This is a genomic window from Leptotrichia sp. HMT-225 (assembly GCF_030644325.1).
In the GTDB taxonomy this organism is placed as follows: domain Bacteria; phylum Fusobacteriota; class Fusobacteriia; order Fusobacteriales; family Leptotrichiaceae; genus Leptotrichia; species Leptotrichia massiliensis.
Genome location: NZ_CP130323.1, coordinates 2325580 through 2348822 on the forward strand (window position 1 = coordinate 2325580; position 23243 = coordinate 2348822).

Consider the following 23243-nt stretch of genomic DNA (forward strand, 5'->3'; position numbering starts at 1 on the left):
AAATAAATTTAGTAATATTACTTTAAAATTAAATTCAAGTTCTAAAGTTTCTTAATTTTTACCAATTTAACCTTAGATAATTTTGAAAATATTTACTATTTTTCTAAAATATCAATTATATCTTTTGTAATTTCTTCCAGTTTTTTTGCACCATCTACGCTGTAAACTTTATTCTGCTTTTTGTAAAAGTCCAATACTGGTGCTGTCTGCTCGTTATAAACTGCCAAACGTTTTTTTACTGTTTCTTCATTATCGTCTGCCCTTTGTTCCAAATCTTCTGGATTTTCGTCAACTGGCGGATTGTATTTTATGTGATAAATTTTACCAGTTTTTTTCGATACCCTTCTTCCTGTGATTCTTTCGATAATTTCTTCATCACTAACTTCAAGTGCGATTACTTTTTCAATTTCTCTGTTTGATTTTTCCAAAATTTTGTCAAGTTCTTCAGCTTGAGCCACTGTTCTTGGAAATCCATCCAAAATAAATCCTTTTTTACAGTCTTCCTCCTGAAGTCTTGCTTCCACAAGCCCATTTACGATTTCATCAGAAACTAATTTTCCTTCATCCATCAATTTTTTTGCTTCCAGTCCTAACGGAGTCTTATTCGCAATTGCGGCTCTCAAAATATCTCCTGTTGAAATTTGAGGAATTTCATATTTTTGAATTAATTCCTTTGCCTGAGTCCCTTTTCCTGCTCCCGGTGCTCCAAATAACACTATATTCATAATTATTTATCCGATATTTAAAATTAAATACCGCTCCTTTCCAAATTTATTTTTTCACATCTAATTTTAACATTTTAAAAGCCATTTTTCAATTTTCTTTTTTAAATTTTCAAAAAAATAACAAAAAAGAAAAAAAAACTGAATTTAATCAGTTTTTTCTGCTAAAGAATTTTAGCTAATTTAAGTTAGAGTGGGTAATAAACCCTTCTATATTTTACCACATTTATAAATTTTATCAATACCTTTTTTTAAATTTTTATTTTTTATTTTTTCTTAAATTTCCATTTTTTCATATTTTTTAAAATAATCCTTCAATTCTTCTAAAATCTCATTCCCCATTCCTTCTTTTTCCGTTTCTATATTAACGCACAAAAGTGGTTCATGCAGTGACAATCTGATTAAAAACCAGCTTTTTTGACCGGCATTTACTCTTACACCTTCGTAGTTAGGCATTTCTAGGCTCCAACCTTCTTTTTTTCCAGCATATTCCCTAAAGTTTTCCACGATTTTTTCTCCACGAGCTCGAAAATCTTTATCTTTTATAGGAATTCTTATTTCTATTTCCTCAGCAGGCTCAGACAGCTCATTTAGAACATCTGTAAATTCAACCCCTTTTTCCCTGCTCTCTACAAGCTGAATCAAAAGTCTTGCAGCCATGTATGCTCCATCATCAAGAAAATAATTTTCTTTAAATGCGGCATGTCCTGACGTTTCTATAGCAAGAGGAGAATACTTTCCTTCATTATTCAGTCTTATAGATTCGTTTATTACGTTCTTGTATCCTCGCTGGAATCTATGGTGAATCCCGCCACGGTTTTCTATAAATTCTTTTAGCCCTGCCGATGTAATCGAATCTGTTACAATTATTCCGCCAGAATGCTCTTTTAACAATATTTCACTAAGCAATGCAATAAGATTATTTCTGTTAATTTCACGTCCATTTTTATCTATAAAGGCACTTCTATCTCCATCTGCATCAAATATTATTCCAAAATCTGCATTGTTATCAAGAACTGCTTTTTTTATTGATTCTATCGCTTCTTTTGCTTCAGGATTTGGAATATGATTTGGAAAGTTACCATCAGGATTTAAAAATTGGCTTCCAGCAGTATCTCCACCTAATACTTCTATTACCTTTTCAGCAAAAAATCCCGCGGCTCCATTTCCTGCATCTATCACTATCCGTAGGTTTTTTAGAGGTTTATCCCCTTTCCCAATTTTATTTTTTATTAGTTCACATATATATGAAGCATAGTCATCTGCCAGATTTTTTAGAATTTCTACACCTTTTTCTTCTTTAATCAAATTTTCTTCTTGTTTTTCGGCCATTTCTAGAAATTCATTAACATCACTTTTTTGAAGCCCTCCATTTTTCGTAAAAAATTTAATTCCGTTGTAGTAGCTCGGTAAATGGCTGGCAGTTATCATCATTGCGCCATAAGCTTTATAATCCTCAAATATCGTAGCCATAAAAAGCGACGGTGTTATTGACATTCCGCAGTCATATACATCAATTCCCATTTCCATCAAGGCCTTTCTTATAACTTCTGAAAATTTAGGTCCTGTATGCCTTGCATCGTATCCAACTGCCACTTTAACCTTTCTGTTTTCAGCCTTTGCGATTTCATCGCATTTTTCAGTTATCCAAAGCCCAAATCCTTTTGCTATGAACTCAACTTCCTTTTCAGATAAATTAATGTCCTTATCCTCGTATTTTGAAACTATTCCCCGAATATCAGTCCCGCTTACCATATTTTTTAAATCCATAAAAATACCTCTCTTTTTAAGTAAAGCCATACCTATTCTCTTCATTATGAAAATTAGTATGGCTTTTCTATTATTGCTCACCTATTTACTATTTTAAATTATTTAGCACTGTTTCTGCAATATCCTTCGCTCTAAGCCCGTAATTCGTAAGCATAGTTTCTCCATCCGCACTTTGTCCAAAAACATCCTGTATTCCATGTTTTAAAACTTTTGTAGGATGAACTTCTGACAAGTATTCTGAAACTGCACTTCCAAGTCCCCCAATTACAGAATGTTCTTCACTTGTTACAATAAATTTACATTCTTTTGCTGCTTTTAAAACTGTTTCTGTGTCTAACGGCTTTATCGTAGAAACATTTACCACTCTTGCTTTTACTCCTTTTTCTTCTAGTAATTTTGCTGCTTCAAGAGCTTCTGATACCATAAGACCAGTTGCTAATATTGCTACATCATTTCCTTCTCTCAAAGTTGCAGCTTTCCCTATTTCAAATTTATAGTTTTCATCAAATAATACTGGTATATTCAGTCTTCCAAGTCTTACATATACAGGCCCTTCATATTCAGCCACTGCAAAGACCATTTTTTCCGTTTCTACTGCATCTGCTGGCGATAGCACTACCATTCCTGGAATTGCACGCATTAAAGCCATATCCTCAACTGACTGGTGTGAACCTCCATCTTCTCCTAACGAAACCCCTGCGTGAGTTGGACAAATTTTAACATTCAATTGTGGATACGCCACCGAGTTTCTAATCTGATCAAAAGCACGTCCCGCCGCAAAATGTGCAAAAGTTGAGGCAAACGGTATTTTTCCAGTCGTTGCAATACCTGCCGCTGTTCCAATCATATCAGCTTCTGCAATCCCCACATTTATATATCTTTCTGGAAACTCTTTTTTAAAATACGCAGTCATTGTTGATTTTGACAAGTCTGCTTCCAGCACTACCACATCTTTATTTACTTTTCCCAATTTAACTAACGCTTCTCCATAAGCTACTCTAGTTGATTTTTTTCCATTCTCATATTCTCCTATTTTTTATTTCATTATTTTTAAAAACTTTCTAATACTATTCCACAAGCCAGGGTTAGTGCGTAGCACTTTCGTCATTCTCTTTAATATTCCATTAGTTAAATATGTTAAAATAGCTATTATTGCGAAATGAAGGGAAATGGCGATTGATTTCCCTTGCTATTATTAACTCAATTCTTCCATTACCTTCTTGTATTCTTCATCATTTGGAGCAGCCCCGTGGAACCCAGCGTTATTTTCCATGAATGAAACCCCTTTTCCTTTTACAGTATTCGCAACGATAACTGTTAGCTGTCCTTTTACTGTTCTTGCTGTATCAAGAGCATTTATGATTTCTTCATAATTGTGTCCGTCAATCTCAATTACATTCCATTTGAAAGCCTTGAACTTTTCCCCAACTGGAGCGACATCCATTACATCCGAAACTTTTCCGTCAATCTGCAAGTTGTTATAGTCAACTATCGCAACTAAATTGTCAAGCTTGTAATGTGCAGATGTCATAACCGCTTTGTATAGATGTCAAACATTTGTTACAAAAATATATTAAAAAAAATATTTCTTTCCTAATGTAGCTTTAACCTAATGATTTTGCTTGTACTCTTTTAATACTTCATTTGGACTCTTAAAGCCTAGTACTTTTCTCGATATGTTGTTGTATCTTGTATTGTATTTCTTTATTGACCTTAACAGTTCTTCCTTGCTTTTAAATTTCTTGTCCCCATAGTACTTGCTGTCAAGCCTGTGGCTTCTTTCCACTTTTCCATTCTCCCATGGCGAATATGGACGAGTTGTCCCGTACTCTATCCCCTTCTCCTCCAGTTTCAGCTCAAACAGCGTTTTCTTATCACTTTCAGAATTTGTGAACTCTTTTCCATTATCTGTCTGAACTTTCTTTATGTCAAATCCCAGCTCCTTTTCCAAGTTCTCTAGAAACTTTGCAGTCTGATAGGTACTTTTTTCATCTGCTATCCTTAACACTCTTTTTCTTGTATATTCATCTAATGCCGTTATTTGATAATACTTCTGGTCACGTTTACCAAACTGTATGCATTCTTCCGGAACATATTTTATGTCTATCTGTACTCTTTCCCCAGGGTACTTAGCCTGTTCAACCTTCTTTTTTCTTTTATGCGGCTTTTTAGGCTTTTCTTTGGCATTGCCCTTCATTTTCCTTATTATCCTGCACATTGAATCGTATGTACGGCTGTAGCCTTCCTTTCTTGCTTTGACATAAACTTCTGCCAGCCCTTCATAGCCAAATTTCCTGTATTTTTTCATAACCAGTTCTATTTCTTCTTGCGTGTGCTGGTTTGGATGGCTTTTAGGTCTTCTGCTTTTTGGCAGAAGAGATTGGACTGTGCCGTCGTATCTATCTCTCCAACGTTTTATCTGCTGACGTGATGTCTTATACTTCACTGCTGCCTTTGAATTATTATTATGTTTTATTGCATACTCAATTGCCCGTTGACGAACACGGTATATTTCTGATATACTACTCATATGAAAGGTTTCTCCTTAATGTAGTTTTGGTAGGCTTACATTATATCAGAAACCTTTCTTTTTTTTGTATATTCTTGTCTACATATGTATTATCTCACAACAATTTTTTTAAAAAATTTACAAAAAAAAGCCGGATAAAACCGACTTAATAATGAATTATTAATTTTATATTATTGTTGAAATATTTTTTTTGCATTATCCAAATCAATATGACAGTAACCATTTGGATTTTTCTCCAAATAATTTTGATGATAATCCTCAGCCATAATATAATGCTTTAATGGTCTTACTTCCACTTGAATTTCTCTTGAATATTTATTTTGTTCACTGTCAATTTTTGATTTTATTGTATGAACTTCATCACTATCTACATAATAAATTCCTGTCCGATATTGTCGTCCTTCATCAAGCCCCTGTCTATTAATACTTGTAGGATCAATTATCGAAAAATAGTAATCCAAAAGTTTATCTAATGAAACTATTTCATTATCATATTTTATATGCACTGTTTCAGCGTGATCTGTCATTTTTAAAATATCATAGCTTGTATCAAGAGTTTGTCCATTGGCATAGCCAACTGTTGTTTCAATAACACCAGGAGCCATTTTAAAGAATTTCTCTACGCCCCAAAAACATCCTCCAGCTAGATAAATTTCTTTAATATCCGTCATAACTCACACCTCCTTTAAATTTTTAAATAACACTAAAATTATACTGTCACCCAAAATTTACTTAAAACAAAATCTAATAGGTAATTATGATTATATTACTTGTATATCAAAACCCCAATTATTAAATATTTTTATAGAAAATGTCTACTAATATAATTTATTTTGTAATTATTTTTAGTATAATTTTAATCATATTATTATAATCTCATTATACAAGTTTATGAATAGAAATTATTTAACAATTTCTTTTAATTAGATTATTTTTTTGTGAGTTTTTTATATACAAAAACTATTATTATTCATCTGTGAATAGTATATTTCGGTATTAATTTCCCCTCTTTCAAAAAATTATACAAAACTCCTACACTTATACTTATTGCAATAGTCAGAACCGATTTGAAAATCATTTCATCACTTATTTTTATTACAAAGTGAAGAACAATTAGATGAATTAAAAATGCAAAATATGTAGAGTTTGCAATTATTTTTATAAAATTATTTCTGTTGACGAAATTAAATTTACACCAGAATAAAAAAAAGGAAATCGTCATTATGAAAGTTCCAAGTGAATTTTTATCAAAAAAATTGGATACACTGTTACCTGTTGTAATTAAAACATATTTTGTAGAAAAAAAACTTATGAAAAACCCTATAAAATAAATAATTATTATCCAAACAAATGAAAAATCTTTTATTTTTTCTTCGTATTTTTTTATAAAATATCCTAAAATATAATAACCAATAAAACCTGTTATTGGAAAATTTGAAAATGGAATTTCGACAAAGTTGAAATAACGTAAATAGGGATTTAAAATATTACATAAAAACCATAGAAAAATCACAAAAAATGTTTCTTTTTCAGCATATTTAAGAACCTTTTGAAGCCAAGGTGTGAGAAAATACAACCCCAGAATCATATAAATATACCAAAAATGTGGAGCTGCAAATGCTTTCCCCTTTAAAATTGGTACAATCGGAACTTTGAAAAAATAAATATAAATCACATTAAAAACAATAAAAAGTGGTAAAATGTTTAAAATTCTCTTTTTAAAAAATAATGCTGTATTTTCTGATTTATACAACAGCAAATATCCGCTAATCATAACAAAAAGATTAACTCCGATTGAAATAACCGCATATCCTCCCATCCAAACATTTATCCCATACTGCCTGTTCAATGTGTGAAAAGCACAATAAAAATAAACGCAAAAATTCTTATAATATCAATAGCCATTAATTTTAAAACTCCTAACCTTTGTAATAATCATAAAATTTTGTCTAAAAATAAAAATTGTTATAAATAAAACATTTAATCTTGAGGAATAAGTCCCAAAGATTTTTCCATTTCAATTGTTCTATCAACATCTTTTTTGTAAGTAATACCTAACTTATAGTAGTGATTTTCTTTCATTTTCAAAAAACTCCATCCGTAATTTTTTTTCTCAATTACTAGATACTGTCTTTTTCATTGGATAAAGTTGCCTTTATTTTGGGCTCTTCTATATTATCTGTCCTCTTGTAATCCCACAAAATCTCAAAATAATTTGTAGAGTCCCAAATCCATTTTTTTACATCTTCTGTATTTTCAAGTTTTTTCCCATTTACATAAAGTTCTTTGCTATTTGAAATAATTTTCCTAATTTCTTTTAAATCCCTAACATAACTTGGCAACTGAAATATATTTATATTAATTAGAATTATTACAATTAAACAGACTGATACACAACCTATCTTTAAATAAAAAATTTTCTTTTTTAACTTCTCTTTTCGCAAAGTTTCCTCAAAATCTCCAGTCTCTTCATCTTCTTTTTCATAATCATTTACAAAATCCTTTTTTGTTTCCAAATAAAACTTCAAAATTCCAAAAATAATTATTAACCAAATAGATATAATATTTTTATTAATTTTCAAAAATCCTATTATAATCGGAATAATCACATACATTAAGCTATTCATCAAAATAAATAGTCGTCTTTTTCTCTTTTCTTTTTCAATTTTCTGCTCATCGTAAACATACATATTTTTTAACCTCTTAACATTAAAAATCGCCTTTTAAACATTTTACAATATTAACAAAATTTTTTCAAATTAATTGATAAAAAACTTTTTTTATGGTATAATTATTTTGTAAAAAACAGACATGTGTAAATAAAAAATCGGTTAAACTGCCTTAAAATTTGGGGCAGTTTTTATATAATTATAAAAAATTTTTAAAAAATAATTAAATAAAAAAGTATAATATTTTGTAATAGTATGATATAATATTTTTGAGGAAAACCGAACCTCATATTTTACACAAGTCTGGGGGTGATACCAGTGGAGCGTGATATAATTTATATCATAATTCAAATTGTAGTTGCCTACTATTTTTTAAGTAGAGGATAACACCCCAAAAATGAAAAATATTTTTCCCCTGCAGATATTATTTGCAGGTTTTTTTTGCAAAATTTCTTCATTATGTTATTGTAAAATTTAATTCAAAATGTTATCATAAAATAAAGAAATTATTGAAAATTAATTATATAAATAAAGGAGAGATTTTTTATGTTATATCCAATGAAGTTTAAAAAATTTTTTGTGGAAAAAGTGTGGGGTGGACGTGAATTTGAAACAAAATTAGGAGTGAAACTGCCTGAAGGCAAAAAAATTGGAGAATCTTGGGAAGTGTCGGCACATCCTCATGGAATGGGAATCGTGGAAAATGGTGCTTTAGCTGGACAAAGACTGGATGATATTTACAAGGAATATAAAGGAGAGCTTACTGGAAAAAAGGTTTATGAAAAATATCCTAACAAATTTCCACTTCTTATAAAATATCTGGACGTAAATGATAGACTTTCTATTCAAGTACATCCAAGTGATGAAGTTGCCTTAAAAAAACACAATGAATTTGGAAAAAGTGAATCTTGGTATATAATGGAGGCAAGTGATGATGCGACTTTAATTATGGGAATGAAGCCTGGTATTACAAAAGAAAAATTTTTGGAAAAAGTAGAAAAAAATGATTTTGATGGATTATTTGAAGAAAAAACTGTTAAAAAAGGTGATTTTATTGACATCACACCAGGAACAGTCCACGCCTCACTAAAAGGAAGCGTACTTTTTGCAGAAGTTCAGCAAAACTCAGATGTAACTTATAGAATTTATGATTTTGAGAGAATTGATGAAAATGGCAAAAAAAGAGAACTGCACTTACAGGATTCTGCTGATGTAATTGATTTTGGAAAAGAAGTGGAAATTAAAAATACTGATTTTGATGATTCTGAAAATGGGAAAGATATTTTGAAAAAACATATTATAAAAAAAGAATACTACTCAATTGATAAAGTAAAATTCGCTGATTCCTTTGAAGATGTGAATAATGAAAGTATGACAATTTATTCGATACTGGAAGGAGAAGGAAAAATTACATGGGGCGAAAATGAAGAGCTTGCAATAAAAAAAGGCGAAACAATTTTAATCCCTGTTGGCATCAACACAAAAACTATTGGAAACTTTGAAATTTTGAGAACTGTAATTTAAATAAATGTGGGCAATGATTCTAGTTTATTTTTTAGGCAAATTAGATGATTTGCCTTGTTTTTTTAGTTGGAATATGATATTCTAATGTTATACTAATATCGTTTTATAATCATATATTGTATAATATATCGAATTTTCGAAAAATGTATTATTTTTAATAAATATATAAAAAGTTAGATTATTAAATAGACATAACGAAAGATAATTTTATAAAAAATAAAAAAGGAATAGGGATTAAGAACAGTGAAAAAAAGAATTTTATTGATTGGAATAATGTTTGGAATTTCATCTTGTGGAATTGTTGGCGGCGTTGGAAGTGTCGTCGGAGGAACTATAAAAGCTGCAGGTGGAATTACTGGAGCGGTTATCGGGACAACTGGTAAATTGATAGGAGGTATTATTGGTGGAAAAGATGGCGAAATAAAGGCCAAAAATACAAAATACAAATTTGCAAATGCGGAAGTAGAAATAACTGGTGGAAAAACTATTGTTACAGGAATTTTGACTCATAATGGAGTAACTAAGAGAAATTTGACAATAGAAATTCCATGTTTTGATGAAAATGGGGCAAAGATTGGAGATGCTGTTGACAACATAAGTTCGCTTGGAAAAAATGAAAAATGGGAATTTCAGGCAGTTCTTAATACAAATGAAACGAAAACTTGTAAACTTAAAGATACGTATATTTATGAAGGAAATATAAATACAACTATTGAAAATAAAGATAGTAATACTGAAAATGTTAATAATGAAAACACTAATAATATTGAAAATGAAAAATAAAAATCGGAGGAAATAATGATAGGAATTATTGGAGCAGTAATTGAAGAGACTGAAGCAATCAAAAAAGAAATTAATGATATTAAGGAAAACACAATAAACGGAATATCATTTTTTACTGGAAAATTTAATAATAAAGATGTTGTTTTTGTGCAATCTGGAATTGGAAAGGTAAATGCTGCAATTACAGCAACTTTACTAATTGAAAAATTTGATGTAAAAGAAGTTATTTTTTCTGGAGTAGCTGGATCACTGGATGAAAGGCTCAAAATTGGAGATATTGTTGTTGGACGGGATATTGTTCAGCATGATGTTGATGCTACAGCTTTTGGCTATAAAATGGGACAGATTCCGCAAATGAAGGAATGGGCGTTTGAATCAGATAAAAATTTAATTGAAAAAACTGGAAATATAACGAATTTTGAACATCAGATTTTACTTGGAAGAATTTTGACTGGAGATCAGTTTGTAAGTAAAAAAGATGTAAAAATTCAACTTGGAAAAGATTTTGAAGCACTTTGTGTGGATATGGAAAGTGGAGCTGTGGCTCAAGTCTGTACAAGGTTAGGTGTTAAATTTTTGATAATCCGTTCAATTTCAGATTCAATTACAGACGAATCTGATATGGAATATGAAACTTTTGTGAAACTGGCAGCAGAAAATTCTAAAAAAATATTAAAACAAATTATTTAATGAAATAGTTATAAATATTGGACAATTATCTAATAAATAAAAGATGTTTCAACAAAAATAAAATAGGGAAAAGAAGGGAGAAAAAATGAGTTTTCGATTAAATCCATTTAAAGTAATGAGAGCAGTTGGAATTGTTGCTGTTATTACTTATGGTGTAGTACTTGCAACAGGCTACAAGAAATCAAAGGTAACTACGACCGAAAGTGTTACAAAGGAAATGAAAGTTCGAAATAAGGACTTTTACAATTCCAAGGACTATAAAAATAATCTAACTTTGCCAAATCAGGTTATTGAAAATAATAATGAAACAGTTGCAAAGGAGCTTGAACAGACGAAATCTGCTGAAACAGTAGACTTACAAAACCCTACAGTAAATAACCAGCAGACACAGCCTCAAAATAATCCAAAGGCAGCTAAGGAAGATAAGAAAAAAGAAGAGCAGAAAAAATTAGAAGCTCAAAAACTGGAACAGAAAAGACAAAAAGAACAGAAAAAATTGGCTGAACAAAGACGTCAGGAAGAGGAAAGAGCTGAAGCAAGACACGCTGAACTTAAAAAGCAGCAGCAAGAAGCAGCAGCTAGAAAAGAACAGGCAGCAGCACAAGCAAGGGCAGAAGCGGCTAGACAACGTGCAAAAGAAGAAGCTGCTAGAAAAGCTAAAGAGGAAACAACAAAAAAAGCTAGGGAAGATGCGAAAAATCGACAATCTAAAGGTCACAAAAAGTACATTCAAGTTGCTTCAGTAGGCTCAGAAGCCTCAGCTAGAGAAATAACAAAAAAATTAGGTGGAAATTTTTACTACAAAAAAACATCTGTAAACGGTAGAACAGTCTATGTGGTAATGTCAAATATGACTGATAATCCAAATACTTTAAAAACAATGGAAAATCAAGCTAAAAAAGCTGGTAGCGGGTATATGATACGTTCTACTAATTAAAATTTAGAATAGAAGTGAGAATAAAATTTATGAATAAAAATTACAGAGGAAATATTCTTCCAAAAGAAATCGTAAATGAAATAAAATTGTCTAAAAGTATTATTCTAACAGCACATATTAATCCAGATGGAGACGCTCTTGGCTCACTTTTGGCATTTTATTTTATGATAGATGAATATTGTAAAAAAAATAATATGGAAAAAATGATAAAGATTGTGGTCGATGATAAACTGCCTAAATATATGAGGCATTTTGAAGATACAGGGCTTATCTGGGATTATGAAAAATTTTGTGAAAAATTTAAAAAAAATTTTCAAAATAATGAAAAATTTGATTTGTTTATAAGTCTGGACTGTGCGAATCAGGAAAGATATGAAAGAGCTGTAGAAATCAAAAAATTGAGTAAAAAATCAATAAATATTGATCATCATGTCAGCAATACTGAACATGCGGATTTTAACTATGTAGAAGATATTTGCAGTACAGGAGAGCTTTTATATCAGTTTTTGAAGATTTTTGACATTGAACTGACAAAGAAAATTGCTGAATATATGTATCTTGGAATAATTAATGATACTGGAAACTTTAGGCATGATAACGTTACATCGCATACTTTTCTGGTATGTTCGAAATTAATTGAGGTAGGTATGAATAATCACAAAATTGCTAATATTATTTTTGCAGTAAATGAAAAACAAGTTGATTTTATTGGTGAAGTTTATAAAAATAAAAAAGTTGATGAAAAATATAAATTTGTCAGCTATTATCTGACACAAGAAAAAATGAAAGAACTAGGCATTGAAAAGGATGATACAAACAGTACATCAGAAATGCTTTTAAAAATCGAAGGAATCGAAATTTCACTTTTCGTACGGGAACAGGAAGATGGTTTATTAAAAGGAAGTTTTCGATCAAATGATAAGTACAATGTAAATAAGATAGCTTCAATTTTTGGTGGTGGTGGACACATAAAAGCTGCTGGATTCAAGACGGATTTATCTTTTGAGGAAATTTTGAAAAAAACTTATGAGGAATTGGAAAAATAATTTTATTAATTCGATATTAAGAAGGATTGGAATCTGATGTGGAAAGGAGAATTTTATGTTTGAAACTTTTAATATGTTCAATTATTTGAAAATGATGGGCCTTTCAAATACTGAACTTGCAAATAATTTTCAGTGCATTGAAAAGGCTAACCAGAATATTAATGAAATTTTAGGTAACAATCCAAACGCTGTTTTGCGAAAAATAAAATATGCATATTCAGATAAGGAAAAAAAACATTTACAATTTGATATTAAAATAGAGGTAGTGAATAATTAGTGGAAAAGAAAATACAAAAAATAATAATAATTTTATGCTTTGGAATGATAATAAGTTGTTCATCTGTTGGAAAAAGAGTTGTCCCAAACTCAGCAGTGGTGTCACGAGATGTTATTATGAATAACAGTATTGAAGAAGTGAAAAAAAAATTTAGTGAAACAGTAGGAACTCAGCACGTTGGATTATACAAAAAGGGCTTTAGAAACTGGAAAGTTATTTTGTATGGAGCACAGGCATATTATCAGGTAATTGTGACAGAAGATGGTAAAATTGTTTCAAGTGAAAGACTTGAATATAAATAAAATAAAAAAGGGAGTTTTTTCATTCTCCCTAAATTTTTTTATTCATCATCTTCAGTTTCATTTTTTTGATAATTTTCCAAATCATCAAAAACATTAATTAAACTGTCTGAATCAAGTTCATAATACATATTATCATCAAGACTGCTACTTTCATGTTCTAAAACTTCGATTTCTATATTTTCCTGATTAGTTTCCTCAATCCCTTTATTTAATATGTCTTCAGAAATTTTAATATCAGTTTGCATATTGAACTCATGGCTTTTGGAATCTATGATTTCGCTTTTAATAGAATCTGAAATATATTTTTTTTCTGCATCTGATGTTTCTTGAGTTTCTTTATTTAACTGTTCTTCTGCTTTTTTATCTTCATCAAGTTTGAAAAGACTATCAAAGAAAACAAAAAAATCATTAATTGCAAAACTTTCTTTTTCAGTTTTTAACATAAGTATTGTTCCTTCGAGTAAAGCAATTAAAAGCCTTGCAGTTGTTTCAGGAACAATATCATCGTATTTTTTAGGAAAGGCATATTTTAAAGTTGTTATAAAAAAAGAAAACCTAAGTTCTATTTTTTTATATGATTTTACAAGTTCTTCACGTATACTATTATTTAAGTCAGACAGCTCCAATGCCAAATTTCCAAGTGGACTCCCACCATGAAATCTATTATTTACAATGTTTTCAAAATATTTTTCAAAAAAGTAGTGAAATTTATCAATTGATAAGTCATCTACATTATTATTGAAGAAGTTTATCAGATTTTCAGTATGATATTTAATTACAGAACTAAGTAGCTCTTCTTTACTTGAAAAAAATTTGTAAAAAATGTCATTTGGCATATCGCATGCTTTAAAAATATCGGTTAATTCTGTATTTTTATACCCCTTATAATAAAAAAGTTTTGCACTTTGTTGAATTATAAAGTTTTTATTATATTCTTTAGTCATTAAATTTACCTCTTTAAAAGTATTTTGAATATATTTTATAATTTAATTCGAGGATTGTCAACTAAATTAATTAAAAAACATAAATAAAAGGATGTGATTCTATGAAATATAATTTTGATGAAATTATCGACAGAAAAAATAATCATTCTGTTAAATACAATGAATTGACTAGATTTGGATTTGAGCATGGAAAGGAGCCTGAAGACTTTATTCCATTATGGATTGCAGATATGGATTTTAAAACTGCCCAACCAATTATTGATGCTCTTGAAAAAAAGGTTCAACATGGGGTTTTTGGATACGTTTATCGACCTGAAGAATATTTCGAATCTTTTATTAACTGGCAAAAGAAAAGATTTGGCTGGGAACCTAAAAAAGAACTTTTGAGTTTTAGTATCGGTGTTGTGCCTACTCTTGGAACATTGATAAAATTATTTTCTGAAGAAGGGGAAACTGTTTTGATTCAACCTCCTGTCTATTCAGAATTTTATGATATTAATACTGATAATAAAAGAATTGTTTTAGAAAATAAATTCAAAGAAAAAGATGGTACTTTCACTATCGATTTGGAAGATTTGGAAGAAAAATTGAAACAACAGCCTAAATTATTCATCTTTTGTAATCCACATAACCCTTTGGGACATGTTTGGACTTATGAGGAATTAAAAACAATCGGAGATTTATGTGTAAAATATAATGTGCCTATTATTTCTGATGAAATTCACGCTGATTTAACACTTTGGGGTAATAAACACATTCCGATGGCAAGTGTTTCAGAAGAAATCAGACAAAACACAATAACTTGTACTGCTACTGGGAAAGCCTTTAATTTAGCTGGTTTACAATGTGCGACAATTGTATTCAATAATATTGAAAACAAAACTAAATTTGATAGATTTTGGAAAGATTTAGAGGTTCATAGAAACAATCCTTTCAATTTAGTTGCAACTATTGCTGCTTATACAGAAGGGGAAGAATATTTGACTCAGTTAATCGATTACTTAGAACAAAATATCCTTTTCTTAAATACTTTTATGAAAGAAAATATTCCGTTAATTAAACCAAATGTTCCACAAGCGACTTATTTAGTTTGGCTAGATTGCCGCGAATTAATGAAAAAATATAATTTTAATCAAGATGAACTAGAAAAATTTATTTATCAAAAAGCAAAAATAGGATTGAATTCTTGCCGTGCGTTTAATCATGGATCGAGCGGATTTATGCGTATTAACACCGCTTGTCCTAGAAGTGTGTTAGAAAGAGCATTAAAACAATTAGAAACTGCTTGTAACGAATTAGTCTGATATTAGAGCTAAATGAATCAATTGTTACAAATGTAAAGAGAAAGCTCATGTCTATTTTTTATATGTAAAAAATGAAAACCTCCAAATATTCTTATTTAGAGGCTTTTTTTTAATTTCTATATTGAGTAAATATCTGTTTCACTTTCCGAATATCTTTTAAGAAAATTTTGCAACCGTTGATTTTTTGAACTAACAAAAATTTCTTCTGGCTTACCTTCTGCTATAATTGTTCCACCATCAACAAATACTATATAATCTGAAACCTCCCTTGCAAACTGCATTTCATGGGTAACAATTATCATTGTCATATTTTCTTTTACCATATCCTTTATAACTTTTAGAACTTCTCCAATAAGTTCAGGATCAAGTGCCGAAGTTGGCTCATCAAGCAAAATTACTTCTGGACTCATTGCAACCGCCCTTGCGATTCCCACTCTTTGCTGTTGCCCTCCAGAAAGCTGATTTGGGTAAAATTCGGCTTTATCTTTTAACCCCACTTTTTCAAGCATTTTCAATCCGATTTCTGTTGCTTCGTTCCTATTCATTTTTTTTACAATCAAAAGACCTTCAATTACATTTTCCAAAGCAGTTTTGTTTTTAAATAAATTATAATTCTGAAAAACCATTGTCGTATTTTTTCTAAGTCTATTTATATCTTTTTTATTTATTTTACTCAAGTCAAATGTTTCGTTTCCAAAAGTTATTGTTCCCGATGAAGCTGTTTCAAGAAAATTAAGGCTTCGTAAAAATGTTGATTTTCCCGATCCACTCGGTCCTATGATGCTTATTACCTGTCCTTTTTCTATTTTAAAGTTTATTCCTTTCAAAACTTCATTTTTTCCAAAAGACAATTTTAGATTTTCAACCTTTATCATTTTACAGTCCACCTACTCTCAATTTCTTTTCCACAATTCCCATTACTTTTTCCACAATTATACAAACAACCCAGTAAATTCCTGAAACTACGATATATGCTTCAAAAATATCCAGTCCTGAAGCTGAAATTATTTTTGCCTTTCCAATCATTTCCACAATTGAAACTGAAAAAGCAAGTGAGGAATCCTTTATCAAACTTATAAAAGTATTTCCAAAATTAGGAAAAGTTATTATAATCGCCTGCGGAAGTACAATTCTTTTCATTGCCTGCCATTTTGTCATTCCAATAGACAATGCAGCTTCAACTTGCCCTTTATCCACCGACTGAATTGCCGCCCTGAATGTTTCCGAGAGATACCCCGACACATTTAAAATAAATGCCACATACACAAACACAATCGCAGGAATATTAGTCACATCTATATTAAATCCATATTTCAGATGTATATAATCCAATATTTTAGGCAATCCATAATAGGCAAGGTAAATCTGAACTAAAAGAGGTGTCCCTCTTATAAAGGACACATAAATTGTAGCAAGTCTTGTCAGCACAGGAATTTTATTTATTCTCACAAGTGCGATAAAAAAACTAAGTATCAGCGAAAATATCATCGTAACAATCGCAATATTCAGAGTCATTGGCAATGCTTTCAGTATTTCTGGAATCGCTCTTACCATAAAGCCCCAGTTTAAAAAAGGTACATTATTATTCATTACTTTTCTCCTATTTGTAAATTATTTCGTATAATCTCCGCCAAACCATTTTTCTGATATTTTGGCAAGCGTTCCATCGGCTTTCATTTCAGCTAGTGCTTTATTTACTTTATTTTTCAATTCTTCGCTATCTTTTCTAAATGTGAAGTATACAGGTGTTTTCGTTACGGGTTCTCCTACGATTTCTACAAGATTTCCTCTTTGCTTTGTGAAATATCCTACTGTCAATCTGTCATTTAAAGTAGCATCTGCCTTTCCTTGTGCAATTTCTTCAAGTGCAATTGAAACATTTCCGTCAAAATAAGCATAATTTATTTCCTTATTTTTGTCAAAATCAGTCAAAGTTTTGTTATAATTACTTCCTACTCCTGTCATAACCCTTTTACCTTTTAAATCCTCAAGTGTCTTAATATCAGTTCTTCCTTTTTTTACAATAATTTGAGCAGCTGATACTAAATAATCATCAGAGAAAGTATATTTTTTCTCTCTTTCAGGATTTTTAGCAATTTCATTTGCAATAAAGTCAAATTTTTTCGATTCCAGTCCTAAAAACATACTATCCCAAGGCGTAGGCACAAACTCTATATCTAAATTTGCCCTTTTACCAATTTCTTCAACAACTTCCACATCATATCCAGTTAATTTCCCACTTCCATCAGTAAACGTAAATGGTGCATAAACTCCTTCTGTTCCAACTTTAACTTTTTGTTTTCCTTCACTACTCCCACTTTTACCATTTTCCTGTTTCCCTCCACAACTGATAAGAAATAGTCCTATCAATAAAATTCCTGTTAATTTTAAAATATTTTTCATGATTTTCCTCCCAAAATTTTTATATTTTTTATTTATATTATAGTAAAACTAATCTTTTAACTATTTCGTATAATCTCCGCCAAACCACTTTTCTGATATTTTAGCAAGAGTTCCGTCAGCCCTCATTTCAGCAAGTGCTTTGTTCACTTCATTTCTTAATTCCTCGCTATCTTTTCTAAACAGGAAAAATGTTGGTGTTGTACTCAAAGGCTCTCCTACCAGCTGAACCTTATCTCCTTGCTGTTTTTTATAGTAACTTACCACAAGTCTGTCGCTCAATGTTGCATCCGCTTTTCCTTGTGCTATTTCTACCAATGTCAATGTAATTCCGCCGTCAAAATAATTAAGATCTATCTTTTTAGTAGCCGTTTTATTATATTCCTCAACAGTTTTTGAATAATTGCTTCCAACTGCTGAAATTACTCTTTTACCTTCCAGATCCTTCAAAGTTTTTATATTATTCTCTCCCTCTTTTACAATAATCTGAGCAGCTGAAACTAAATATTTATCAGAAAAAATATATTTTTCTTCTCTTTCCTTAGTTTTTTCAATTTCATTGGCAATAATATCATATCTTTTTGACTCTAATCCCAGAAATATACTATCCCAAGGAACAGTTGTAAATTCAATATCTGCATTTATTCTTTTTCCAACTTCCTGAATAACCTCAACATCATATCCTGTCAATTTCCCGCTACTTTCATCCTTAAACGAAAATGGTGCATAAACTCCATCTGTCCCTACTTTTATAACCCTTTTTTTCCCAGCATTCGCTTTATTTCCACAAGATACGGCTAAAATCAGCAATAATAAAACTCCTAGCAATAATTTATTTTTTTTCATTCCAAGACCTCCAAAAATAAATATTTTTTAAAGAAAAAAGCCGAATAAGATTATCCGGCTTTCTAAGATACAATCTCATTTTTTCAATTTATTCACTTTAAAATGAGTTTACATCTAAAATTATTTTTCAATTAATTTTAAAATAAACTCTACAAATTCATACACATTATCATATATAATTTTTTGTCTTTTTTCATAATACTTTTCATTTTTATGTCTCACTTTCCTGATAACATTTGTATATGAAAGTATTATACTATAAAAAATTTTATTTGTAAAGTTTTATTTTTGTATATACATGTATTTTCTTACAAAAAATAAAATAACCTGTTAATAAAAAAAAACTTTTGAGAAAAAACAAATTCTCAGAAGTCTTTTTTTGGGTTGTTATTTATTATTTTAGATATTATACTATTATTCCCCCATAAGGCAGGAGAATCATAAGAACGGTCTGGAAATACACCGTATTCTAATTTTATTTTGAGGTTATTTTCTTTTAAGAATGATTCGACTTTTTCCTTTAAACTTACAGGTTTACCAGAACAACAATTTATAATTCCAGTTACTTCAGTTTGTAAAGCTGCTTTTGAAATCATCTCAGCTAATATACTTATATTGATAAAATCATATTTGTTTTTTCCCGTAGTAAACGGAAAAGTCTTAGCACCCTCTTCTTCTTTTTGTAATATTTTAGAAAAAATAGAATTATTATTTCTATCGTCACCCTGTATATAAAATACTCTAAGCCATTTTATAAACAATTCCTTATCACTATCTTCTAATATTTTCAAAGACTGTCTCAAACTATTTTTTGCTATACCGTAAAATGAAATAGGATTAGTTGTAGTATCATTATCAACTTCTCCTTCCCAATATCCAATTTCATGCATAGTTCCTATAACATTTATATTTTTTATACCGAATTCATGTATTTTCTTTAAAAATTTATAATGTAAGGAGATATCTTCAAGATGAGTAATAGAATTGTGTACAAATCCATTACGCCATGCTAAATGAATACAAGTCCCTACATTTTGCAAATTAGAAAAAAGATAGTCTGTATTTTCAAATATATTGATTTCTATTTTTTTTAGTTTCTCACTTATTATTTTATTTAAAGAAATATCAACAGCTACTACATCGATATTACTATCTAATAAATAATTTATAACATTTCTTCCTATGTAACCATTAGCACCTGTTACTAAAACCTTTTGTTTCATTTATTCTCCTAATTGAATATTTACCAAACTAGATTATTTTTTATATTTTTTCATGCATTCTTTATTTCTTGTTTTTCTTTCCTTATCAAAAAACCAGCCCCATTTATTAAAATAATTTATAGCTGAATTTATATGTGCCATCATCATTTTTCGTGTTTTATAAGATGCTTTTCCATGTTCATGAACTATTGTTACTTCAGGATAAAATATAACTTTATATTTTTGACCAATTCTTCTGCATAAATCATAGTCTTCCATATACATAAAATATCTAGTATCAAACATTCCAACAGTTTTCAAAACATCTGTTCTTATGAACATAAAACATCCAGATAAAATTGGAACTTCCATTATTGTGTTATAATCACACCATCTCATTTCATAATCATAATCCATTTTATCTACAACCGATTTTATTGGACAAAATCTTCTAAATATTAAATTTAAAGGTGTGGGTAATAGTCTGCAAGATTTGTTTACCTCTCCATTAGATTCATATATTTTAGGCCCTATCTGCCCAATATCAGAATTTTTTCTCATATAATCAACTATTTTCTCAATTGTATTTTCTTCAAAAATTATATCAGCATTTAATATTAAATGAAATTCTGCTTTTTCTTTGCAATTTTTATCCATTAATTTTTCTAATATAACATTATGTCCTGATCCAAATCCATTATTTGAATTATTAAAAATATATTCGATTCGATCGTCTGAAAAATTTTTTATAAAATTTCTCAAACTATCCTCTTCAGAGTTATCTGAAATCCATAATTTAAATTTCAATTTTGTTTTTTGAAAACAACTTATGATTTGAGCTAATTCCTTTTGATCAGTATTATAAGTCACTATACAAGCTGTAAAGTCATACATACGAAATCCTCCACTCTTTTTTACTTAGTAAAATTATAACATCTTAAATTTAATCAAACAAGTTAAATATTTCAAAAAAATTTTATATTTTTTCCCATCTTCTTGTTTCAAAATTATATTTTTTTATTACTTTTGCAGGATTTCCAACAGCAATACAATTTTCTGGGATATTTTTAGAAACAACAGAATTTGCACCAATTATAGAATTTTTTCCAATAGTTACTCCCGATAAAACTGCAACATTTTCTCCCAACCAAGCATTTTGACAAATTTTTACTGGTTTTGTAAAAATTTTTCTCTCTTTTACAATTTCATCAGGACATGAATGTTCAGGGTTCTTTAACGAAGAATAATTTCCATGATTCAAATCAGAAACATAAACTTTACTAGCAATTAATACGTTATCTTCTATAATAACTGACTCTGCACAAGATAAGTGAACATAGTCATTAATTTGAACATTATTTCCAATAATTAATTGAGGATTTTTTCCATCTGAAATTCTATTATTAAAATTATAAGCCTCTATTCGACATCCAACACCAGTAGTAAAATTTTTTCCATATTTTATATACTTTTTTCCCCTTATATCGAATGGGAAACGAATTAGTCTAGCTTTTGGAAAAAATATTTTTGTTTTAATTAAATTAATCCCCAATTTACACAACTCATAAACTGATTTTTCCATATTTTACCTTTCTATATTTATTTGATTACATTTTTTCATAAACTTTTTCGAGAACTTCTACAGAATTTTTCCACTGATATTTTTTAGCCTGTTCATATCCTTTTAGTATCATTTCTTCTCTATAATTACTGTCATTCCGTATTTTTTTATATGCTTCAAAAATTTCATCTTCATTTAAAGGATCAACTAAAATTGCGGCATCTCCTGCAACTTCAGGTAAAGACGACACATTGGAAGTGACCACAGGCACTCCTGCCGCCATAGCTTCCAGAACTGGCATTCCAAACCCTTCGTAGAGTGATGGAAATACAAAAATCTGTGCAAGTTTATAAATAGGAATTTTATCTTCTTCATCAATATAACCTGTAATTATAATATCTGTCCCCATTGATTCTATAATTTCATAATATTATCATATTTCCATCCTTTTTTTCCTACAATTACAAACTTTAAATCATCATTAACTTCATTTTTGTATTTTATAAAGGCTCTTATTATTCTTTCTATATTTTTTCTTGGTTCTATTGTTCCTAAATACAATATATATTCTAAAGGCAAATTATATTTTTTCTTATTCTATATAAAACTACTTTTTTAACTATTTCTGTTAAGTTTTAAATACAACTCTATTATATTTTAATTGCTTTTATCAATTAAAAAAATCTGATTATACAACTTAATATACTTTTCTCTTATTACATTATTTCCAAAATTATCATAATAATATTTTTCAAAATTATAATTTTTACTTTCCTTCAAGTAATTCTGAATTTTATTTTCTAAATCTATAACAGTATTATCTAATAAGAACTTTCTATCAATTATTACTTCTGGAATTGCTGAAACATTAGAAGCAAAAACAGGTTTATTATGCAAATATCCTTCAATAATAGGGAGACCGAATCCTTCACCATATTTTGCCAAAACTGTTACAAGATCACAGCTATTGTAATACTTCCTTATTTTCTCATCTCCAAGAAATCCCATTAATTCAATATTATCTAATCTTTTATCTTTTATTTCTTTTCTATACTTTTCAAGCAAAGGTCCTTTTCCAGAAACTTTTATTTCAAAATTACTATTTTTTTGAGCAAGTTCGATAAGCAAATGAATATTTACACGCTCTTCAATACTTCTTACTGTAAATATTTTTACTTTTTTTGAACTCCAAGATTCTTTTTCAAATTTAACTTTTACTTGTTCAAGTGGAGTAGTATTATTAACAATAATAAAATTATTTCCATGATAAAGTGATTCTTTTTTTGAAAAATTTGATATAAAATGTACTAATTTACTTTTTCTATAAACAGCTTTTTCAATAAATTTAAAAATATTTTTAAACTTATGATTGGTTTGGGATGATAAATAAAAAAGCCCATCATGAACAGTAAATATATCTGTCTTTCTCCAAAGAAAAAAACTTATCAAATAATTATGAGAATGAATAATACATTCCGTATTTTTAGTCAATCTATTTGTAAGTTTATTTAATTTAAAAAAACGAAATAAATTATGCTTTATTGATATACATTTTATATCATTCCAAAAAAAATCTTCATCTTTTTCTCCAAAAAATATATAATATTTTTTTATATCCTGTGGTAATGCCTCAGACTGAGACAGTATAACATTTTCTACCCCACGTTTATATATAATTGGATTATTAAATCCAAAATATATAACAATTTTATCTTTTCCCATATCTTTTTTAAGCT

General features: G+C 29.2%; 26 protein-coding genes and 1 pseudogene. 8 read left to right on the forward strand and 19 right to left on the reverse strand.

Annotation, left to right across the window (positions count from 1 at the left end):
- Window positions 1–95: 95 nt before the first annotated feature.
- From QU666_RS11120 to QU666_RS11155, 8 genes and pseudogenes are all read right to left on the reverse strand, one after another.
- Window positions 96–725: an adenylate kinase gene (locus QU666_RS11120; protein WP_021769488.1), complete on the reverse strand. Its 630-nt coding sequence runs from the start codon at window positions 723–725 to the stop codon at window positions 96–98.
- A 273-nt stretch (window positions 726–998) separates the two neighbouring features.
- On the reverse strand, window positions 999–2492 hold the full coding sequence (locus QU666_RS11125) for a phosphoglucomutase (protein WP_036071164.1): 1494 nt from the start codon (window positions 2490–2492) through the stop codon (window positions 999–1001).
- Between the two features lie 88 nt (window positions 2493–2580).
- Complete coding sequence (locus tag QU666_RS11130) at window positions 2581–3462, reverse strand: transketolase family protein (RefSeq protein WP_304984835.1); 882 nt, start codon at window positions 3460–3462, stop codon at window positions 2581–2583.
- A gap of 225 nt (window positions 3463–3687) precedes the next feature.
- Window positions 3688–4038, reverse strand: a pseudogene (locus QU666_RS11135) (transketolase); the annotation flags it as partial.
- A 63-nt stretch (window positions 4039–4101) separates the two neighbouring features.
- Window positions 4102–5022: a DDE-type integrase/transposase/recombinase gene (locus QU666_RS11140; RefSeq protein ID WP_304984836.1), complete on the reverse strand. Its 921-nt coding sequence runs from the start codon at window positions 5020–5022 to the stop codon at window positions 4102–4104.
- Between the two features lie 170 nt (window positions 5023–5192).
- Complete coding sequence (msrA, locus tag QU666_RS11145) at window positions 5193–5693, reverse strand: peptide-methionine (S)-S-oxide reductase MsrA (RefSeq protein WP_021768610.1); 501 nt, start codon at window positions 5691–5693, stop codon at window positions 5193–5195.
- Window positions 5694–5992: 299 nt separating this feature from the next.
- Entirely contained in the window at window positions 5993–6871 is an 879-nt protein-coding gene (locus QU666_RS11150) for an acyltransferase (RefSeq protein ID WP_198012111.1), read from the reverse strand.
- 271 nt (window positions 6872–7142) lie between these two features.
- Window positions 7143–7712, reverse strand: coding sequence for a hypothetical protein (locus QU666_RS11155; protein ID WP_304984837.1), 570 nt, complete (start codon window positions 7710–7712; stop codon window positions 7143–7145).
- Between the two features lie 525 nt (window positions 7713–8237).
- Between QU666_RS11155 and QU666_RS11160 the strand changes: the two genes are divergently transcribed.
- The 7 genes from QU666_RS11160 (at window position 8238) to QU666_RS11190 (ending at window position 13250) form a co-directional block, all read left to right on the forward strand.
- On the forward strand, window positions 8238–9215 hold the full coding sequence (locus tag QU666_RS11160; RefSeq protein ID WP_021768607.1) for a type I phosphomannose isomerase catalytic subunit: 978 nt from the start codon (window positions 8238–8240) through the stop codon (window positions 9213–9215).
- Window positions 9216–9458: 243 nt separating this feature from the next.
- Window positions 9459–9998: an FxLYD domain-containing protein gene (locus QU666_RS11165; RefSeq protein WP_021768606.1), complete on the forward strand. Its 540-nt coding sequence runs from the start codon at window positions 9459–9461 to the stop codon at window positions 9996–9998.
- 15 nt (window positions 9999–10013) lie between these two features.
- Entirely contained in the window at window positions 10014–10688 is a 675-nt protein-coding gene (locus tag QU666_RS11170) for a 5'-methylthioadenosine/adenosylhomocysteine nucleosidase (protein WP_021768605.1), read from the forward strand.
- A gap of 85 nt (window positions 10689–10773) precedes the next feature.
- A complete protein-coding gene (locus QU666_RS11175) occupies window positions 10774–11625 on the forward strand; it encodes a cell envelope integrity protein TolA (protein ID WP_021768604.1) in 852 nt (283 codons plus the stop codon).
- A gap of 29 nt (window positions 11626–11654) precedes the next feature.
- Entirely contained in the window at window positions 11655–12671 is a 1017-nt protein-coding gene (locus QU666_RS11180) for a bifunctional oligoribonuclease/PAP phosphatase NrnA (protein ID WP_021768603.1), read from the forward strand.
- Window positions 12672–12726: 55 nt separating this feature from the next.
- The gene (locus QU666_RS11185; protein ID WP_021768602.1) at window positions 12727–12948 is read left to right on the forward strand and encodes a hypothetical protein; all 222 of its coding nucleotides are present in this window, start codon (window positions 12727–12729) and stop codon (window positions 12946–12948) included.
- Window positions 12948–13250, forward strand: a complete 303-nt coding sequence (locus QU666_RS11190; protein ID WP_021768601.1) for a hypothetical protein — start codon at window positions 12948–12950, stop codon at window positions 13248–13250. The genes QU666_RS11185 and QU666_RS11190 overlap by 1 nt, the downstream gene beginning before the upstream one ends.
- Window positions 13251–13288: 38 nt before the next feature.
- Here the strand turns inward: QU666_RS11190 and QU666_RS11195 are convergent, their stop codons facing one another.
- Window positions 13289–14194: a TetR/AcrR family transcriptional regulator gene (locus tag QU666_RS11195; protein WP_021768600.1), complete on the reverse strand. Its 906-nt coding sequence runs from the start codon at window positions 14192–14194 to the stop codon at window positions 13289–13291.
- 101 nt (window positions 14195–14295) lie between these two features.
- Here QU666_RS11195 and QU666_RS11200 point away from each other — a divergent pair, with 101 nt between their 5' ends.
- On the forward strand, window positions 14296–15498 hold the full coding sequence (locus tag QU666_RS11200) for a MalY/PatB family protein (RefSeq protein ID WP_021768599.1): 1203 nt from the start codon (window positions 14296–14298) through the stop codon (window positions 15496–15498).
- Window positions 15499–15614: 116 nt separating this feature from the next.
- Here QU666_RS11200 and QU666_RS11205 read toward each other — a convergent pair whose 3' ends face one another.
- From QU666_RS11205 to QU666_RS11250, 10 genes are all read right to left on the reverse strand, one after another.
- Window positions 15615–16373, reverse strand: a complete 759-nt coding sequence (locus QU666_RS11205) for an amino acid ABC transporter ATP-binding protein (protein WP_021768598.1) — start codon at window positions 16371–16373, stop codon at window positions 15615–15617.
- Window position 16374: 1 nt separating this feature from the next.
- Window positions 16375–17088: an amino acid ABC transporter permease gene (locus QU666_RS11210; protein ID WP_021768597.1), complete on the reverse strand. Its 714-nt coding sequence runs from the start codon at window positions 17086–17088 to the stop codon at window positions 16375–16377.
- Between the two features lie 21 nt (window positions 17089–17109).
- On the reverse strand, window positions 17110–17901 hold the full coding sequence (locus QU666_RS11215) for a transporter substrate-binding domain-containing protein (RefSeq protein WP_021768596.1): 792 nt from the start codon (window positions 17899–17901) through the stop codon (window positions 17110–17112).
- 60 nt (window positions 17902–17961) lie between these two features.
- Window positions 17962–18744 carry a transporter substrate-binding domain-containing protein gene (locus QU666_RS11220; RefSeq protein WP_021768595.1) on the reverse strand — a complete coding sequence of 261 codons (783 nt, stop codon included), beginning with the start codon at window positions 18742–18744 and terminating at the stop codon, window positions 17962–17964.
- Window positions 18745–19109: 365 nt separating this feature from the next.
- Entirely contained in the window at window positions 19110–19967 is an 858-nt protein-coding gene (locus QU666_RS11225; protein WP_021768594.1) for an NAD(P)-dependent oxidoreductase, read from the reverse strand.
- 33 nt (window positions 19968–20000) lie between these two features.
- The gene (locus QU666_RS11230) at window positions 20001–20840 is read right to left on the reverse strand and encodes a glycosyltransferase family 2 protein (protein ID WP_021768593.1); all 840 of its coding nucleotides are present in this window, start codon (window positions 20838–20840) and stop codon (window positions 20001–20003) included.
- 82 nt (window positions 20841–20922) lie between these two features.
- A complete protein-coding gene (locus tag QU666_RS11235) occupies window positions 20923–21528 on the reverse strand; it encodes a DapH/DapD/GlmU-related protein (RefSeq protein WP_021768592.1) in 606 nt (201 codons plus the stop codon).
- A 25-nt stretch (window positions 21529–21553) separates the two neighbouring features.
- The gene (locus QU666_RS11240; RefSeq protein WP_021768591.1) at window positions 21554–21916 is read right to left on the reverse strand and encodes a glycosyltransferase; all 363 of its coding nucleotides are present in this window, start codon (window positions 21914–21916) and stop codon (window positions 21554–21556) included.
- A 5-nt stretch (window positions 21917–21921) separates the two neighbouring features.
- Window positions 21922–22068 carry a glycosyltransferase gene (locus QU666_RS11245; RefSeq protein WP_304984838.1) on the reverse strand — a complete coding sequence of 49 codons (147 nt, stop codon included), beginning with the start codon at window positions 22066–22068 and terminating at the stop codon, window positions 21922–21924.
- Between the two features lie 96 nt (window positions 22069–22164).
- A complete protein-coding gene (locus QU666_RS11250; protein ID WP_156908191.1) occupies window positions 22165–23229 on the reverse strand; it encodes a glycosyltransferase family 4 protein in 1065 nt (354 codons plus the stop codon).
- Window positions 23230–23243: the final 14 nt, after the last annotated feature.

Coding starts and splice junctions, on each gene's coding strand:
- QU666_RS11120 (WP_021769488.1), bottom strand. CDS start 725: ATGAATATAGTGTTATTTGGAGCACCGGGAGCAGGAAAAGGGACTCAG.
- QU666_RS11125 (WP_036071164.1), bottom strand. CDS start 2,492: ATGGATTTAAAAAATATGGTAAGCGGGACTGATATTCGGGGAATAGTT.
- QU666_RS11140 (WP_304984836.1), bottom strand. CDS start 5,022: ATGAGTAGTATATCAGAAATATACCGTGTTCGTCAACGGGCAATTGAG.
- msrA (WP_021768610.1), bottom strand. CDS start 5,693: ATGACGGATATTAAAGAAATTTATCTAGCTGGAGGATGTTTTTGGGGC.
- QU666_RS11155 (WP_304984837.1), bottom strand. CDS start 7,712: ATGTATGTTTACGATGAGCAGAAAATTGAAAAAGAAAAGAGAAAAAGA.
- QU666_RS11160 (WP_021768607.1), top strand. CDS start 8,238: ATGTTATATCCAATGAAGTTTAAAAAATTTTTTGTGGAAAAAGTGTGG.
- QU666_RS11170 (WP_021768605.1), top strand. CDS start 10,014: ATGATAGGAATTATTGGAGCAGTAATTGAAGAGACTGAAGCAATCAAA.
- QU666_RS11175 (WP_021768604.1), top strand. CDS start 10,774: ATGAGTTTTCGATTAAATCCATTTAAAGTAATGAGAGCAGTTGGAATT.
- QU666_RS11180 (WP_021768603.1), top strand. CDS start 11,655: ATGAATAAAAATTACAGAGGAAATATTCTTCCAAAAGAAATCGTAAAT.
- QU666_RS11185 (WP_021768602.1), top strand. CDS start 12,727: ATGTTTGAAACTTTTAATATGTTCAATTATTTGAAAATGATGGGCCTT.
- QU666_RS11195 (WP_021768600.1), bottom strand. CDS start 14,194: ATGACTAAAGAATATAATAAAAACTTTATAATTCAACAAAGTGCAAAA.
- QU666_RS11200 (WP_021768599.1), top strand. CDS start 14,296: ATGAAATATAATTTTGATGAAATTATCGACAGAAAAAATAATCATTCT.
- QU666_RS11205 (WP_021768598.1), bottom strand. CDS start 16,373: ATGATAAAGGTTGAAAATCTAAAATTGTCTTTTGGAAAAAATGAAGTT.
- QU666_RS11210 (WP_021768597.1), bottom strand. CDS start 17,088: ATGAATAATAATGTACCTTTTTTAAACTGGGGCTTTATGGTAAGAGCG.
- QU666_RS11215 (WP_021768596.1), bottom strand. CDS start 17,901: ATGAAAAATATTTTAAAATTAACAGGAATTTTATTGATAGGACTATTT.
- QU666_RS11220 (WP_021768595.1), bottom strand. CDS start 18,744: ATGAAAAAAAATAAATTATTGCTAGGAGTTTTATTATTGCTGATTTTA.
- QU666_RS11225 (WP_021768594.1), bottom strand. CDS start 19,967: ATGAAACAAAAGGTTTTAGTAACAGGTGCTAATGGTTACATAGGAAGA.
- QU666_RS11230 (WP_021768593.1), bottom strand. CDS start 20,840: ATGTATGACTTTACAGCTTGTATAGTGACTTATAATACTGATCAAAAG.
- QU666_RS11235 (WP_021768592.1), bottom strand. CDS start 21,528: ATGGAAAAATCAGTTTATGAGTTGTGTAAATTGGGGATTAATTTAATT.
- QU666_RS11240 (WP_021768591.1), bottom strand. CDS start 21,916: ATGGGGACAGATATTATAATTACAGGTTATATTGATGAAGAAGATAAA.
- QU666_RS11250 (WP_156908191.1), bottom strand. CDS start 23,229: ATGGGAAAAGATAAAATTGTTATATATTTTGGATTTAATAATCCAATT.